15 protein-coding genes and 1 pseudogene are annotated in these 15,656 nt (G+C 72.0%); 10 read left to right on the forward strand and 6 right to left on the reverse strand.

Features of this window, described 5'->3' with window-relative positions; genetic code table 11:
* Window positions 1-13: 13 nt before the first annotated feature.
* The 5 genes from CP976_RS15930 (at window position 14) to rbsD (ending at window position 5,919) form a co-directional block, all read left to right on the forward strand.
* Entirely contained in the window at window positions 14-1,081 is a 1,068-nt protein-coding gene (locus CP976_RS15930) for a LacI family DNA-binding transcriptional regulator (RefSeq protein WP_150480966.1), read from the forward strand.
* Entirely contained in the window at window positions 1,078-2,616 is a 1,539-nt protein-coding gene (locus tag CP976_RS15935; protein WP_150480967.1) for a sugar ABC transporter ATP-binding protein, read from the forward strand. Before CP976_RS15930 ends, CP976_RS15935 begins: the two co-directional genes overlap by 4 nt.
* Window positions 2,606-4,555 carry an ABC transporter permease/substrate-binding protein gene (locus tag CP976_RS15940; protein ID WP_150480968.1) on the forward strand — a complete coding sequence of 650 codons (1,950 nt, stop codon included), beginning with the start codon at window positions 2,606-2,608 and terminating at the stop codon, window positions 4,553-4,555. The genes CP976_RS15935 and CP976_RS15940 overlap by 11 nt, the downstream gene beginning before the upstream one ends.
* A 75-nt stretch (window positions 4,556-4,630) precedes the next feature.
* Entirely contained in the window at window positions 4,631-5,533 is a 903-nt protein-coding gene (locus CP976_RS15945) for a ribokinase (protein WP_150480969.1), read from the forward strand.
* The gene (gene rbsD / locus CP976_RS15950) at window positions 5,530-5,919 is read left to right on the forward strand and encodes a D-ribose pyranase (protein ID WP_150480970.1); all 390 of its coding nucleotides are present in this window, start codon (window positions 5,530-5,532) and stop codon (window positions 5,917-5,919) included. Before CP976_RS15945 ends, rbsD begins: the two co-directional genes overlap by 4 nt.
* A gap of 200 nt (window positions 5,920-6,119) precedes the next feature.
* On the opposite strand, the gene CP976_RS15955 is transcribed toward rbsD, so the two are convergent.
* Complete coding sequence (locus CP976_RS15955; protein WP_150480971.1) at window positions 6,120-6,623, reverse strand: GNAT family N-acetyltransferase; 504 nt, start codon at window positions 6,621-6,623, stop codon at window positions 6,120-6,122.
* Between the two features lie 57 nt (window positions 6,624-6,680).
* Window positions 6,681-7,394 carry a GNAT family N-acetyltransferase gene (locus CP976_RS15960; protein WP_150480972.1) on the reverse strand — a complete coding sequence of 238 codons (714 nt, stop codon included), beginning with the start codon at window positions 7,392-7,394 and terminating at the stop codon, window positions 6,681-6,683.
* A 213-nt stretch (window positions 7,395-7,607) separates the two neighbouring features.
* On the opposite strand from CP976_RS15960, the pseudogene CP976_RS43705 reads away from it, so the two are divergent.
* Window positions 7,608-7,739 (forward strand): annotated as a pseudogene (locus CP976_RS43705) (AAA family ATPase); the annotation flags it as partial.
* A 27-nt stretch (window positions 7,740-7,766) separates the two neighbouring features.
* On the opposite strand, the gene CP976_RS15970 reads toward CP976_RS43705, so the two are convergent.
* The 3 genes from CP976_RS15970 to CP976_RS15980 all read right to left on the reverse strand — a co-directional run bounded on the left by CP976_RS15970 (window position 7,767) and on the right by CP976_RS15980 (window position 10,217).
* Window positions 7,767-8,570 (reverse strand): sugar phosphate isomerase/epimerase family protein, encoded by an 804-nt coding sequence (locus CP976_RS15970; RefSeq protein WP_150480973.1) that lies wholly within the window; start codon window positions 8,568-8,570, stop codon window positions 7,767-7,769.
* A gap of 44 nt (window positions 8,571-8,614) precedes the next feature.
* Window positions 8,615-9,547: a bifunctional helix-turn-helix transcriptional regulator/GNAT family N-acetyltransferase gene (locus CP976_RS15975; protein WP_150480974.1), complete on the reverse strand. Its 933-nt coding sequence runs from the start codon at window positions 9,545-9,547 to the stop codon at window positions 8,615-8,617.
* Window positions 9,548-9,620: 73 nt separating this feature from the next.
* A complete protein-coding gene (locus tag CP976_RS15980) occupies window positions 9,621-10,217 on the reverse strand; it encodes a dihydrofolate reductase family protein (RefSeq protein WP_150480975.1) in 597 nt (198 codons plus the stop codon).
* 167 nt (window positions 10,218-10,384) lie between these two features.
* On the opposite strand from CP976_RS15980, the gene CP976_RS15985 reads away from it, so the two are divergent.
* The gene (locus CP976_RS15985) at window positions 10,385-11,065 is read left to right on the forward strand and encodes a class I SAM-dependent methyltransferase (RefSeq protein ID WP_150480976.1); all 681 of its coding nucleotides are present in this window, start codon (window positions 10,385-10,387) and stop codon (window positions 11,063-11,065) included.
* A 32-nt stretch (window positions 11,066-11,097) separates the two neighbouring features.
* Here the strand turns inward: CP976_RS15985 and CP976_RS15990 are convergent, their stop codons facing one another.
* Window positions 11,098-12,147: a LacI family DNA-binding transcriptional regulator gene (locus CP976_RS15990; RefSeq protein WP_150480977.1), complete on the reverse strand. Its 1,050-nt coding sequence runs from the start codon at window positions 12,145-12,147 to the stop codon at window positions 11,098-11,100.
* A 309-nt stretch (window positions 12,148-12,456) separates the two neighbouring features.
* Here CP976_RS15990 and CP976_RS15995 point away from each other — a divergent pair, with 309 nt between their 5' ends.
* Genes CP976_RS15995 through CP976_RS16005 form a run of 3 tightly spaced genes read left to right on the forward strand, consistent with a single transcriptional unit; the run spans window position 12,457 to window position 15,607 of the window.
* Window positions 12,457-13,608 (forward strand): Gfo/Idh/MocA family protein, encoded by a 1,152-nt coding sequence (locus CP976_RS15995; protein ID WP_150480978.1) that lies wholly within the window; start codon window positions 12,457-12,459, stop codon window positions 13,606-13,608.
* A complete protein-coding gene (locus CP976_RS16000; protein WP_150480979.1) occupies window positions 13,605-14,774 on the forward strand; it encodes a dihydrodipicolinate synthase family protein in 1,170 nt (389 codons plus the stop codon). The genes CP976_RS15995 and CP976_RS16000 overlap by 4 nt, the downstream gene beginning before the upstream one ends.
* Window positions 14,771-15,607 (forward strand): sugar phosphate isomerase/epimerase family protein, encoded by an 837-nt coding sequence (locus CP976_RS16005; protein WP_229875201.1) that lies wholly within the window; start codon window positions 14,771-14,773, stop codon window positions 15,605-15,607. The genes CP976_RS16000 and CP976_RS16005 overlap by 4 nt, the downstream gene beginning before the upstream one ends.
* The last annotated feature ends 49 nt before the right edge of the window (window positions 15,608-15,656 follow it).

Below are 15,656 nucleotides of genomic sequence, written 5' to 3' on the forward strand. Positions count from 1 at the left end.
AGGTGGAGCGGCGGTGGCCAGCATCAAGGACGTCGCTGCCGAGGCGGGCGTATCGGTCGCCACGGTCTCGCGCGTCCTGAACGACCACCCGTCGGTCAGCGCCGACGCGCGCACGCGCGTCCTGGCCGCCGTCGAGTCCCTGGGCTACCGCCCGAACGCCGTCGCCCGCTCCCTGCGCACCGACCAGACCCACACCCTCGGCCTGGTCATCAGCGACGTGATGAACCCCTATTTCACCGAGCTGGCCCGCTCCGTCGAGGAGGAGGCCCGCGCGCTCGGCTACAGCGTCATCATCGGCAACGCCGACGAGCGGCCCGACCTCCAGGACCACCACGTGCGCAACCTGCTGGACCGGCGGATCGACGGGCTGCTCGTCTCCCCGACGGACGGCGGTTCGCCCCTGATGCTGGACGCCGCGCGGGCGGGAACGCCCATGGTGTTCGTGGACCGTTGGATCCCGGGCGTGGGCGTGCCGGTGGTCCGGTCGGACGGCCGGGCCGCCGTGCGGGACCTCGTGGCGCATCTGTACGGGCTCGGGCACCGGCGGGTCGCGATCATCGCGGGCCCGGCGGCGACCACGACCGGACGCGAGCGTGTGGAGGCCTTCCGGGAGGCCCTCCAGGAGTACGGGCTCGGCCTCCCCGACGCCTACATAGGGCAGGGCGACTTCCAGGCCGAGAGCGGGCGCCGGGTCACCGAGGGGTTCCTCGACCTGGCCGAGCCGCCCGAGGTCGTGTTCGCGGCCGACAACCTGATGGCGCTCGGCGCGCTGGACGCCGTACGCGCGCGTGGCCTGCGCGTGCCGGACGACATCGCGCTGGCCGCGTTCGACGACATCCCGTGGTTCGTGCACACCGATCCGCCGATCACCGCGATCGCCCAGCCGACCGGCGAACTGGGGCGGGCCGCCGTGCGCGCGCTGGCCGACCGGATCGAGGGGCGGCCCGGCGAGTCCGTCACCCTCCCCGCCCGGCTCGTCGTACGCCGCTCGTGCGGCGAGCCGTATCCGGCCTCCCCGGAGCCGGACTCTGCACAGGCCCCCGCTGTGCAGCCCCCCGCTGAGAACAGGAGCCACAGGTGAGCAACGCGGACGAGTTGCTGCGCATCGAGGGCATACGGAAGACCTTCCCGGGTGTGGTCGCGCTGGACGGCGTGGACTTCGACCTGCGCCGGGCAGAGGTGCATGTGCTGCTCGGTGAGAACGGCGCGGGCAAGAGCACCCTCATCAAGATGCTCTCCGGCGCCTACACGCCCGACGCCGGGAGGATCCTGGTCGGCGGCGAGGAGGTGCGCATCCACGGTGCGCAGGACTCCGAGCGGCTCGGGATCGCCACCATCTACCAGGAGTTCAACCTCGTTCCGGATCTGACGGTCGCCGAGAACATCTTCCTGGGGAGGCAGCCGCGCCGGTTCGGGGTGATCGACCGGAAGCGGATGGAGGCCGACGCCGAGGCCCTCCTCGCGCGCGTGGGCGTGAAGGTGTCGCCACGCGCACGTGTCCGCGAACTCGGCATCGCGCGCCTCCAGATGGTGGAGATCGCCAAGGCGCTCAGCCTCGACGCGCGCGTGCTCATCATGGACGAGCCGACCGCCGTGCTCACCTCCGAGGAGGTCGACAAGCTCTTCGCGATCGTGCGCACGCTGCGCGAGGACGGCGTCGGGATCGTGTTCATCACGCATCACCTCGAGGAGATCGCCGCCCTCGGTGACCGGGTGACGGTCATCCGGGACGGCAGGAGCGTCGGGCAGGTGCCCGCCGCCACGCCCGAGGACGAGCTCGTCCGGCTCATGGTGGGGCGCTCGATCGAGCAGCAGTATCCGCGCGAACGGGCCGATCGCGGGGACGCGTTGCTGTCCGTCGAGGGACTCACCCGCGACGGCGTCTTCCACGACGTCAGCTTCGAGGTGCACGCCGGCGAGGTCGTCGGCATCGCCGGACTGGTCGGCGCCGGCCGTACGGAGGTCGTACGGGCCGTGTTCGGGGCGGACCCGTACGACAAGGGCGCCGTGAAGGTCGCCGGTTCGGCCGTCCCCAAGTACGACGTCAACGCGGCGATGACCGCGGGCATCGGTCTCATCCCCGAGGACCGCAAGGGCCAGGGTCTGGTGCTGGACGCGTCGGTCGAGGAGAACCTCGGTCTGGTGACGCTGCGCTCGGCCACCCGGGCGGGGCTCGTCGACCTCAAGCGGCAGCGCGAGGCCGCCGAGCGGATCGCGGGGCAGCTCGGGGTACGGATGGCGGGCCTCGGCCAGCACGTGCGCACGCTCTCCGGCGGCAACCAGCAGAAGGTCGTCATCGGCAAGTGGCTGCTCGCCGACACCAAGGTGCTGATCCTCGACGAGCCGACGCGCGGCATCGACGTCGGCGCCAAGGTCGAGATCTACCAGCTCGTCAACGAACTCACCGCGGCCGGAGCCGCCGTCCTGATGATCTCCAGTGATCTGCCCGAGGTGCTCGGCATGAGCGACCGGGTGCTGGTCATGGCGCAGGGCCGGATCGCCGGCGAGCTGTCCGCCGACGAGGCGACCCAGGACACCGTGATGGCACTCGCCGTCAGCACCCCGACGACCACCACCACGACCACGACCGGAACGGAGGCCTCCCGTGGCCACTGACACGCTCAAGAGCACGACGGGCGCGGGTGGCGCCTCGGGCGGCCTGCGCCGTCTCCTGCTCGACAACGGCGCGCTCACCGCGCTCATCGTCCTCGTCGTCGCGATGTCGGCGCTGTCCGGCGACTTCCTGACGACGGACAACCTCCTGAACGTCGGCATCCAGGCGGCCGTCACCGCCATCCTCGCCTTCGGCGTCACCTTCGTGATCGTCTCGGCGGGCATCGACCTGTCGGTCGGCTCGGTCGCCGCGCTCTCGGCCACGGTCCTCGCCTGGAGCGCCACCTCGGCGGGCGTCCCGGTGTTCCTCGCCGTCCTCCTGGCCATAGCGACGGGCATCGTCTGCGGCCTGGTCAACGGCATTCTCATCTCCTACGGCAAGCTGCCGCCGTTCATCGCGACGCTCGCGATGCTGTCCGTGGCCCGCGGCCTGTCCCTCGTCATCTCCGAGGGCTCCCCGATCGCCTTCCCCGACTCCGTCTCCCGCCTCGGGGACACGCTCGGCGGCTGGCTGCCGGTGCCGTTGCTCGTCATGGTCGTGATGGGCCTGATCGCCGCGTTCGTGCTCGGCCGGACGTACATCGGCCGCTCGATGTACGCGATCGGCGGCAACGAGGAGGCCGCGCGGCTGTCCGGCCTGCGCGTGAAGAGGCAGAAGCTCGCGATCTACGCCTTCTCGGGCGTCTTCGCCGCCGTCGCCGGTGTCGTGCTCGCCGCCCGGCTGGCCTCCGCGCAGCCGCAGGCCGCCGACGGCTACGAGCTGGACGCGATCGCCGCGGTCGTCATCGGCGGGGCCTCCCTCGCGGGCGGCACGGGCAAGGCGTCCGGCACGCTGATCGGCGCGCTGATCCTGGCCGTGCTGCGCAACGGGCTGAACCTGCTGAACGTGTCGGCGTTCTGGCAGCAGGTCGTCATCGGCGTCGTCATCGCGCTGGCCGTGCTGCTCGACACCGCGCGCCGCAAGGCCGGGGTGACCCCGGTCGCGGGCGGCGCGGGCGGCGGCAAGGGCAAGCAGGCGACGACCTACGTGCTCGCGGCCGTCGTCACCGTCGCGATCGTCGGCGCCACGTCCTTCCTGCACAACGGCTCCTCCGCCGCGAGCACCCCGAAGATGGGCCTGTCGCTGTCCACCCTCAACAACCCCTTCTTCGTGCAGATCCGGGCGGGCGCCCAGGCCGAGGCCAAGAAGCTGGGCGTGGACCTGACCGTCACGGACGCGCAGAACGACGCCTCCCAGCAGGCCAACCAGCTCCAGAACTTCACCACTTCCGGACTCGGCGCGATCATCGTCAACCCGGTCGACTCGGATGCGGCGAGCAACTCGGTGAAGGCCGCCGACCAGGCGAAGATCCCGGTCATCGCCGTCGACCGCGTCGTCAACGACGCGAAGACGGCCACCCTGGTCGCCTCCGACAACGTCGCCGGCGGTGAACTCGCCGCGAAGACCATCGCCGACAAGCTGGGCGGCAAGGGCAAGATCGTGGTCCTCCAGGGCCAGGCGGGCACCTCCGCCGCCCGTGAGCGCGCCCAGGGCTTCGCGAACGGCCTCAAGGACTACCCGGGCATCCGGGTCGTGGCCCAGCAGCCCGCGGACTTCGACCGCACCAAGGGCCTCGACGTGATGTCGAACCTGCTCCAGGCCCACCCGGACGTCCAGGGCGTCATCGCCGCGAACGACGAGATGGCGCTCGGCGCGATCAAGGCCCTGGGCTCCAAGGCCGGCAAGTCGGTCTCGGTGGTCGGCTTCGACGGCACGCCTGACGGGCTGAAGGCGGTCGAGGGCGGCACGCTGTACGCGTCCGTGGCGCAGCAGCCGTCCGAGCTCGGGAAGATCGCCGTGGACAACGCGCTGAAGGCACTCCAGGGCAAGAAGGTCGAGGAGACGGTGAAGGTGCCGGTGAAGGTGGTCACGAAGGAGAACGTGGCCGGCTTCAGCGGCTGACATCGGGGAACGGCGGTCGGTCACCCACGGCTTGCGGGGCCGCCCGCCCATGTCACTCATGTGGGGAGACGACTCATGTACGACTACGACCTCCTGGTCGTGGGGTCGGCCAACGCCGACCTGGTGATCGGTGTCGAGCGCCGGCCCGGTGCCGGCGAGACCGTGCTCGGCTCCGACCTGGCCGTCCATCCGGGCGGCAAGGGCGCGAACCAGGCGGTCGCGGCCGCCCGGCTCGGGGCCCGTACGGCTCTGCTGGCCCGGGTCGGCGACGACGCGTACGGCCGGCTGCTGCTCGACTCGCAGCGCTCGGCGGGCGTCGACACGGTGGGCGTCCTGGTGGGCGGCGCGCCGACCGGGGTCGCGCTGATCACGGTCGACCCGTCCGGGGACAACAGCATCGTGGTCTCACCGGGCGCGAACGGCCGGCTGGCCCCGGAGGACGTCAGCGCCGCCGGGTGCCTCTTCCAGGGCTCGCGGGTGGTATCGGCGCAGCTCGAGATCCCACTGGAGACGGTGGTGGAGGTCGTACGGAACCTGGCGCCGGAGAGCCGTTTCGTGCTGAATCCCTCGCCTCCGCGCCCCCTTCCGCGGGAGGTGCTGGCGGCGTGCGACCCGCTGATCGTCAACGAGCACGAGGCGAAGGTGATCCTGGGCTCGGCCGCCGTGGGGGACACCCCGGAGGACTGGGCGCGGATCCTGCTCGCGAAGGGGCCCCGGTCGGTGGTCGTGACGCTGGGCGCGGAGGGCGCGCTGGTCGCCTCGGCGGAGGGTGTCTCCCGGGTGCCGTCCGTGAAGGTGAGCGCCGTGGACACGACCGGCGCGGGTGACGCGTTCACCGCCGCGCTGGCCTTCCGGCTGGGGGCCGGTGCGTCCCTCGCGGAGGCGGCCGCGTACGCGGCGCGGGTCGGGGCGGTGGCCGTGACGCGGGAGGGCGCGCAGGCGTCCTTCCCGACGGCGGCGGAGGTCGCCGCGCTGTGAAGCGGAACGGAATACTGAACCGTCATCTCGCCGGTGCGGTGGCCGAGCTGGGCCACGGGGACGGGGTGCTGGTGTGCGACGCGGGCATGCCCATTCCCGACGGCCCCCGGGTGGTGGACCTCGCCTTCCGGGCCGGGGTGCCGGCGTTCGCCGAGGTGCTGGAGGGGCTGCTGGCCGAGCTGGTGGTCGAGGGGGCGACGGCGGCGACGGAGGTACGGGAAGCGAACCAGGAGGCTTCGGAGCTCCTGGACGGGCACTTCCCGGCACTGGACCTGGTGTCGCACGAGCGGCTCAAGGAGCTGTCGGCCGGGGCCCGGCTGGTGGTCCGCACGGGCGAGGCACGGCCGTACGCGAACGTGCTGCTGAGGTGCGGCGTCTTCTTCTGACGCGCATCAAGGGGGCCCGGTCCGTGGACCGGGCCCCCTCGGCTTTCCCCTCCCGTCAGAACCCCCGCGATCCCCCCAGATCCCCCTCCAGAAAGTCCTGACGCCATGTACGACCCGCGTGGGGCAGAAAGGGTTGCACGGTCAGGTAAGAATTTCTTGCCGGATTCTTGGCGGATAGCTGAGCAGGATGACTGAGGAGGTCAGCGCGCCGGCCGGGTCAGCACGCGGGTGAGGCCGCCGTCGTCCTCCTCGACGTCCCGGACGTGCGCGAACCCGATCCGGCCGAGCAGGCGCAGCGAGGTCTCGTTCTCGGCGGCGACAGTGGCGTGCACCTCGGTCAGCCCGAGCGTGTCGAAGCCGTACCTGACGAGCGCCTCCGCCAGCTCCGTCCCGAGCCCGCTCCCCCAGACCTCCGGGGCCAGGGCGTAGACGATCTCGTGACCGTCGACCGCGTCCGTCCGCTTGATCTCCGCGTGCCCGACCAGTCGCCCACCGCGCCGGACCGCCCACACGTCGAACAGGTCCCGGGCGTAGACCTTGGTGAAGATCCGCCCGAACAGGGCCCGGTCGTCCGCCTCGGCGGCGGGGCCGTCACCCATCCACCGGGAGACCCTGGAGTCCTGGAACAGGGCGACGAAGTCCTCCTCGTCCTCCGGCGTGTAGGCGTCGAGGAGCAGGCGGGCGGTGCGCAGGGTCGGGGGCATGGGGTTGACGCTAGCCATGGGGGGCAAGGGGGTGCACCGCATTTTCCCGCGGGACCGTCACGGGGTGCGGAAGCCGCGGAACGTCACCTGCTTCCGGCTGGTGAAACCGAGTCGTTCGTAGAGGGCGATCGCTTCGGTGTTCGCGTCGGCCACGTGCAGGAAGGGGCGTCGGCCTTGGGCCAGGATGCGGGTGACGAGGGCGGTGACCAGGCGGATGGCGTGGCCTCGCCCGCGTGCCTCGGGGGCGGTGCAGACGGCGCTGATCTCGGTCCATCCCGGAGGCCGGAGCCGCTCGCCCGCCATGGCCACCAGCGTGCCGCCGTCACGGACGCCGAGGTAGGTGCCGAGGTCCCGGGTACGCGGCCAGAACGGCCCGGGTCGGGTTCGTGCGGCCAGGTCGAGCATCTCGGGCACATCGGCCTCGCCCAGTTCGACCACGTCGGTGGCGGTCGCCGCGTGGGCCTCATCGGGCCGGCGGCCGGCGGGCCAGATCATCTGGCGGCCTTCGAGGACGAAAACCGGCTCCCAGTCCGGCGGTGGGGTCGCCGGGCAGCTGAACATGTCGGCGAACGCGTCCCGGCCGAGGAGCCGTGCGAGATCGGCCCAGTCCGCCGCGTCCGCTTCGGCGGGCACCGCCGAGAAGGTCGCGACCTCCGGAAGGTAGGTGGCGGCCCGGCCGGCCCGGCGGCCGAGATCCGCGTGGCGGCCGCGCAGCGACTCGCCCACCGGGTCGTCGAGTGCCGTGGTGTCACCACTGTCGCCGTTCGTCATGGTGCTGTGCCTCTCCCTGTGCGCGGTCGGCCGGTGGTTGACCCGTCCTCGGCGAGGGCCGTGGCGAAGCCCTCCCGGGAGCGACCGGTGATGAGCCAGGCTATCTTTCGCGTCGTCACAGGTTCGGGGGCAGGGCCCGTCTCGTCGGCCCAACGCGGCATCACAGGAAAGGAGTTGGACGTGGACGCGCAGGACACTGCCCGGAGACTGCGGATGATCGGCGACGAGATGGCAGAGCGGTTCTACGAGCGGGCCGACGTCCTGCGGACGCTGGTGGTGACGCTGCTGGCGGGGCAGCACTCGCTGGTGCCCGGTCCGCCGGGGACGGCGAAGTCCGAGCTCAGCGGGAGGGCGCCGGCGCCCCGCGCCCCGTCACGCCGAGTCGTTCAGCAGCCGGTTCAGATGCTCGTGGCCCGCCTTCAGCAGGCCGGGCAGTTCGGGAGCCGACTCGTACCAGCGCTTCTCGTACTCCCAGCACAGCCAGCCGTCCCAGCCGTGCCGGGAGAGGACCTCCACGCACTCGGCCAGCGGCAGGACACCGGCGCCGAGCGGCAGCGGGGTGGTGTCCTCGGCGGAGGCGATGTCCTTGACCTGGACGTAGCCGAGGTGCGGGGAGAGCGCCGCGTAGGTCTCCGAGGGCTGTTCGCCGCCCAGCCAGGTGTGCATCACGTCCCACAGCGCGCCCACCTGGCGGTGGCCGACCAGCCCGAGGACGCGCATCGCGTCGGCGGCGGTGCGGTGCGAGTCGTGGGTCTCCAGGAGGATGCGCACGCCCAGGTCGTTCGCGTGCTCGGCGGCCGTGCCCAGCCGCCGGGCGGCCGTGGCGTCGGCCTCCTCGGGGGTCTGGACGTCCAGGTCGCCGCCGGGGAAGACCCGGATGTACGGGGCGCCGAGGTCGCGGGCCAGGTCGAGGAGGGAGCGGATCTCGGCCAGGACGGGTTCGTCGTCGCCCGGCGCGGCGACGCGCGCGTAGCCCGCCAGGCCCAGGATCTCTACGCCCGACCCCTTGAACTCGGCCGCGACATCGGCCCGCTCGGCGGAGCCGAGGCCGGGGTGGACCGGTTCCTCGGGGTGGGCGCGCAGTTCCACGCCGTGGTAGCCGTGGGCGGTGGCGAGCCGCAGGACGTCGGGCAGGGGCAGGCCGGGGACACCGAGGGTGGAGAACGCCAGCTTCATGTGGACGGACCCTACCCGGCACCCCCGCCGGCGACTCCCCTTCGTCACTCGGGTGTTGCGAGAAGATCCAGTCGCCAGTCCTGCCCGACCAGGTCCTGGCCGAAGGAGCGGTGCGGTTTCTCCGCGACGAGGACGAAGCCGTGGCGCTGGTAGATGCGGCGGGCCGCGGCGAGGACGTCGTTGGTCCACAGGACCACCTCGCGGTACCCGGCCTCGCGCGCGAAGGCGACGACGGCCCCGACCAGCCGGTCCCCGATGCCCAGGCCGCGCGCGTCCGGCTCGACGAGCAGCAGCCGGAGCCGGGCGGCACCCGGTGCGTCGTCCCGTACGCACATCACGCACCCCACCGGCCGGCCGTCCAGCTCGGCGATCCACGTCCGCTCCAGATGGGGGTCGTGGTCCTCGCCGTACTCGGCGACGATCCGGGCGACCAGGCCCTCGTAGTCGAGGTTGAAGCCGTACTCGGCCGCGTACAGCGCGGCGTTGCGCTGCACGATCCAGCCGAGGTCGCCGGGGGCGGGGTCGCGCAGGACGACGTCCTCGGGACGCGGCGCCCGGCCCTCGCCCAGAATCTCCCGGACGGTCCGCATCGCCTCCGCCAGCCGCGGCCGGTCCTCGGCGCGCACGGTGTCCAGCAGCGCCCCGACCGTCTCGCGCGCCCGCTCGTCGAGGAGCGCGGCTGCCTCCCGGCCGCGCCCGGTGAGGGCGACACTGCGGCGGCGCGGATCCGTCTCGGACGGCCCGCGCTCGACCAGCCCGTCCTCCTCGAACCTGTTCAGGATGCGGCTCAGGTACCCGGCGTCCAGGTGAAGCTGGGCCCGCAGGTCGGCGGCGTCCGTACGCGGCGCGTGGGCGAGCTCGTAGAGCACGCGGGACTCGGTGAGGGTGTAGGGGGCGTAGAGGTGACGGCCGTAGTCGAGCGCGCCGATCACGTTCGTGTAGAAGCGGTTGAAGGAGCGGATGTCCTGGACGGTCATGGCCACGACCCCCGATGCTTGACTCAGTCAGAGATTCCGGTGGGTCGAGCCTAGACGTCCAGGACCTCCGGGACTAGCCCTCGGTGGCCGGCCGGTAGACGCACACCTGCGCGCCGGTCTTGGCGGTGGTCGTCGAGACCAGCTCCATCGGGCGCTTGCCACCGTCGTCGGGAAAGATCGTCTTGCCGCCGCCCAGCAGCACCGGCATGACGATGAGCTGGAGCTCGTCGACCAGGCCCTCGGACAGCAGCGTGCGCACGAGCGTCGGGCTGCCCATCATCGCGAGGTCGCCGCCCTCGGTCTCGCGCAGTTCCCGGATGCGGGCGACGGCCTGGTCGCCGGGGATGAGCGAGGTGTTGTTCCAGGTGAGGTCGGCCTCGCCGAGCGTGCTGGAGACGACGTACTTCTTGAGGGCGTTCATCCGGTCGGCGAACGGGTCCCCGGCCCGCTCGGGCCAGGCGCCCGCCATCGTCTGCCACGTACGCCGCCCGAACAGCAGCGCCCCGGCCCCGGCCAGCCCCGCGTCGAAGGCGCCGCCCAGCACCTCCTCGTCGAAGTACGGATGCGACCACCCGCCGTGCGCGAAGCCGCCGTCGGTGTCCTCCTGCGGCCCGCCCGGAGCCTGCACGACGCCGTCCAGGCTGATGAACTCGGTGATGACGATGCGCATGGGACTCACTCCGCTTTTCTCGTGCGTGCGATGACGGCTTTCGTGCGATGACGGCACTACAGACCCGGGCAGGACGCGAAACTCATCGCCGGTGGGGTCCGTATGTCACGTCACGCCCGCGGCGAACACCTCCGCACGGCCGGCGGAAGGGGATTAGCGTTCGGGACATGGTGTCCTCGAAGGCGACGGCCGTATACGACGAACACGCCGATTGGTACAACGCGTTGATGTCACCGACCGGCGGCGGCGACTACATCCGCCGTGTCCACGCCACCCTCGGCGACCTGCTCGGCCCCGGCGACGGGCGCACCTGCCTCGACGTCTGCTGCGGCACCGGCGCCCACGCGTCCGCCGTCGCCGGCCTCGGCTGGACGCCCGTCGGCGTGGACCTCTCCCGCAACCAGCTCCGCCACGCCGCCCACCGCCTGCCCGTGGCCGTCGCCGACGCGACCGCCCTGCCCCTGGCCGACGGCTCGGTGCCCGCCGCGGTGTGCGTCCTGGCCAGCACGGACGTGCCCGACTACCCGGCCGTCCTGCGCGAGATCGCCCGCGTACTGGCCCCCGGCGGCCGCTTCGTCCACCTGGGAGTGCACCCCTGCTTCGTCGGCGCCTTCGCCGACCGCAGGGACGCGTCGAGGACCGTCATCGACTCCCGCTACACCGACCGGTCCCACACCTTCGCCTCCTGGAACACCACCGGCGTCCGCGCCCGCCTCGGCGCCTGGCACGTCCCGCTGTCCGACCTGCTCAACGGGGCGGCGGCAGCGGGGCTGCGCATCGAGCGGACGGCGGAGGCGGGGCCGGACGGGGTGCCGGATCTGTTCGGGTTCCTCGGGGTGAAGGCGTAGTTGCCCGTGGTGTGGGGGCAGCAGCGCCAAGGTCAGGAAACCCGCGGCACCCCGGAAGACCCCCGCACCATCAACTCGCCCCGCACCGACGCGATCCCCCCGGGCGGCGCCTCCTCCCGCCCCATCGCGATCCGCCCGGCACGCGCTCCGGCCTCCGCCAAGGGCAACCGCACGGTCGTCAGCGAAGGCACCGCGTCGATGCTGAACGGCAGGTCGTCGAAACCGGCCACCGACACGTCCTCCGGAATCCGCAGCCCGGAGTCGCGCAGCGCCGCACACGCCCCGAGCGCGACGGAGTCGTTCGCGGCGACGACCGCCGTCAGCGACGGGTCGCGCCGCAGCAGTTCCAGCGTCGCCTCGTAGCCGGACCGCCGGTCGTACCGCCCGTGCACCGTCCACCGGGGGTCCTCCTCGATGCCGTGCGCGGCGAGCGCGGCCCGGTGCCCCTCCAGCCGGTGCCGGGTCGTCGTCCGTTCCTCCGGGCCCGCGATGTAACCGAGCCGCCGGTGCCCGAGCCCGATGAGGTGCTCGGTGAGTTCCTGCCCGCCGCCGCGGTTGTCGAAGGTGAGCGCGATCGCCCCGGTCTCCGGCGCCGGCGGACGTCCGCACAGGACGACCCGCGTCCCGGCGTCGGCCAGCTTCCGCACCTTGCTGTCCATCGCCGCCTGGTGCGCCGCGTCCTCGATCGCCCCGCCGGTCAGCACCACGGCCGCCGCCCGCTGCCGCTGCAACAGCGTGAGATAGGTCAGCTCCCGCTCGGGAGAGCCGCCGGTGTTGCAGACCACCGCGAGTCTCTCCCCGCCCGCGCGGCCGCCCGGGCCGCCGATCTCGGCCTGGATCGCACTCGCCATGATTCCGAAGAACGGGTCGGCGATGTCGTTCACCAGGATCCCGACCAGGTCGGAGGTGGCGGCGGCCAGAGCGCTCGCGGGCCCGTTGAGCACGTAGTCCAGCTCGTCCACGGCCTTCAGCACCCGCTCCCGGGTGGAGGCGGCCACGGGGTAGTTCCCGTTCAGCACGCGCGACACCGTCGCGGGCGAGACCTGCGCGCGGGCCGCCACGTCCGCCAGGGTCACCGTCATCTCGTCGTCCTCCGGTCGCGCATCTCGTCGTCCGCCCTCGTCGCCCTCGTACACATACAGACCTGTGACCTTGGTTCCGGCAGGCCGAGGCCTTGTTCCGAGCAGACCTTAAGCCCCCGGCCCCGGGTTGTTCGCCCCCTCGAACAACTCGTCCTGGTCACGGTCTTGTCCGGACCGCGGTTCAGAGGCTAGCTTCTTCATGTATAGAAAGCGCTTGCTGTAACGCTCACCAGTCCACAGGCGGCTCACCGGTCCGCCAGGGAAGGGTGGGGCGTACGCGGCGCGACGACCGCGTACGAAGGGAACGACGTGACACGCAAGACGGTGCGTATCGCCATGAACGGCGTGACCGGGCGCATGGGCTACCGCCAGCACCTGGTCCGCTCCATCCTCGCCCTCCGTGAGCAGGGCGGCCTCGACCTCGGCGACGGCACCGTGCTGTGGCCCGAGCCGATCCTGGTCGGCCGCCGTGAGCACGCGCTCAAGGCGCTGGCCGAGCGGCACGGGCTGGAGCACGTCTCGACCGACCTGGACGCGGTCCTCGCCGACGAGACGGTGGACATCTACTTCGACTCCCAGGTCACCTCCGCCCGCGAGGAGGCGCTCAAGAAGGCCATCGCGGCCGGCAAGCACATCTACACCGAGAAGCCCACGGCCACCGGCCTCGACGGCGCCCTGGACCTCGCCCGGCTGGCGAACGAGGCCGGCATCAAGCACGGCGTCGTCCAGGACAAGCTCTTCCTCCCCGGCCTGCTCAAGCTGAAGCGCCTCATCGACGGCGGCTTCTTCGGCCGGATCCTGTCCGTGCGCGGCGAGTTCGGCTACTGGGTCTTCGAGGGCGACTGGCAGGCCGCCCAGCGCCCGTCCTGGAACTACCGGGCCGAGGACGGCGGCGGCATCGTCGTCGACATGTTCCCGCACTGGGAGTACGTGCTTCACGAGCTGTTCGGCCGCGTGAAGTCCGTCCAGGCCATCGCCACCACGCACATCCCGCAGCGCTGGGACGAGAACGGCAAGCCCTACGACGCCACCGCCGACGACGCCGCGTACGGAATCTTCGAGCTGGAGGGCGGCGCCATCGCCCAGATCAACTCGAGCTGGGCCGTGCGCGTCAACCGCGACGAGCTCGTCGAGTTCCAGGTCGACGGCACCGAGGGCTCGGCCGTCGCCGGCCTGCGCAACTGCCGCGTCCAGCACCGCTCGGCCACGCCCAAGCCCGTCTGGAACCCGGACATCCCCGCCACCGAGGTCTTCCGCGACCAGTGGCAGGAGATCCCGGACAACGCCGAGTTCGACAACGGCTTCAAGGCGCAGTGGGAGCTGTTCCTCAGGCACGTCTACGCCGACGCCCCCTACCACTGGGACCTGCTGGCCGGCGCCCGTGGTGTCCAGCTCGCCGAGCTGGGCCTGAAGTCCTCGGCCGAGGGCCGCCGTATCGACGTACCGGAGATCCAGCCGTGACCATCCGCCTCCCGGACAGCAACGGGGCGTCGCGGACGTACGAGCCGCGCACCGAACCGCTCCTGGTGACGCCCGGCACGCCCTTCACCTCCCGCACGGTCTACTCGGCGGCGCACGTCGTCGCCGACCCGTACGCGGACGTGTCGCCCGACTCGCCCGCCGCCGTCGACTGGGACGCCACCCTGGCCTTCCGCCGTCACCTGTGGTCGCACGGCCTGGGCGTCGCCGAGGCCATGGACACGGCCCAGCGCGGCATGGGTCTGGACTGGGCGGGCGCGGCGGAACTGATCCGCCGGTCGGCGGCGGAGGCGAAGTCGGTCGGCGGCCTGATCGCCTGCGGTGTGGGCACGGACCAGCTCTCGGCCACCGAGATCGGCTACCCGTACAGCCTGGCGGAGATCCGCGCCGCGTACGAGGAGCAGCTCGCGGTCGTCGAGGAGTCGGGCGCGCGGGCCATCCTGATGGCCTCCCGGGCCCTGGCGGCGGTCGCCAAGGGGCCGGAGGACTATCTGGAGGTCTACGACCACCTGCTCCGCCAGGCGTCCGAGCCGGTCGTCCTGCACTGGCTCGGCCCGATGTTCGACCCGGCGCTGGAGGGCTACTGGGGCGCGACGGACCTGGACGCCGCCACCCACACCTTCCTGGACGTCATCGCCGCCCACCCGGACAAGGTCGACGGCATCAAGGTCTCGCTGCTGGACGCGCAGCGCGAGATCGACATCCGACGCCGTCTGCCGCAGGGCGTGCGCTGCTACACGGGCGACGACTTCAACTACCCCGAGCTGATCGCCGGCGACGAACAGGGCTTCAGCCACGCCCTGCTGGGCATCTTCGACCCGCTGGGCCCGCTGGCGGCGCAGGCGGTGCGGGTGCTCGACACGGGTGATGTGAAGGGCTTCCGCGAGCTGCTGGACCCGACGGTCGGGCTCTCCCGCCACCTCTTCGAGACCCCGACCCGCTTCTACAAGACGGGCGTGGTGTTCCTGGCCTGGCTGGCCGGTCACCAGTCCCACTTCACGATGGTCGGCGGCCTCCACTCGGCCCGCTCGCTCCCGCACTTGGCGAAGGCGTACGAACTCGCTGACGGGCTGGGCCTGTTCCCCGACCCGAAGCTGGCGGAGGAGCGCATGAAGAACCTGCTGAGCGTGTACGGGGTGGACCAGTGAGCGCCGCGGAGCTGGAGCGCTTCTCCATCAACCAGATGACGGTCAAGCAGCTGTCGATGCCGGATCTGGTGGACGCCTGCGTCCAGTCGGGCATCGGCAACGTCGGCCTGTGGCGCGAGCCGGTCCAGTCGTACGGCCTGGAGGCCACGGCCAAGCTGGTCCGGGACGCGGGCCTGACGGTGACAACGTTGTGCCGGGGCGGCTTCTTCACGGCGATCGACCCGCGGGAGCGCGCGGAGGCCCTGGCCGACAACCGCCGGGCGATCGACGAGGCGGCGACGCTGGGCACCGACACCCTGGTCCTGGTCTCGGGCGGACTCCCGGCCGGTTCCAGGGACCTGCACGGCGCGCGGGAACGCATCGCGGACGCCCTGGCTGAACTGGGCCCTTACGCGGAGCGGCACGGCGTCCGCCTGGCCATCGAGCCCCTCCACCCGATGTACGCCTCGGACCGCTGCGTGGTGTCGACGCTGGCCCAGGCGCTGGACCTGGCCGAGCGCTTCCCGGCGAACCAGGTGGGGGTCACCGTCGACACGTACCACATCTGGTGGGACGACACGGCTCCCGCGCAGATCGCCCGGGCGGGTGCGGGCGGCCGTATCCACACCTTCCAGCTCGCCGACTGGACGACTCCGCTCCCTCAGGGCGTGCTGACCGGCCGTGGCCAGATCGGCGACGGCTCGATCGACATGCGGGAGTGGCAGCGGTACGTGGAGGCCGCGGGCTACACCGGTGCCATCGAGGTGGAGCTGTTCAACGACGTGCTGTGGGCGAGGGACGGGCGGGAGGTACTGGCCGAGACGGCGGCGCGGTTCGTCGAACACACCCTGTGAATCGAGCACACCTTGTGAGTCGAGCACACCTGTGATCCGTCACGGTCGT

It is taken from the genome of Streptomyces coeruleorubidus, from assembly GCF_008705135.1.
In the GTDB taxonomy this organism is placed as follows: domain Bacteria; phylum Actinomycetota; class Actinomycetes; order Streptomycetales; family Streptomycetaceae; genus Streptomyces; species Streptomyces coeruleofuscus.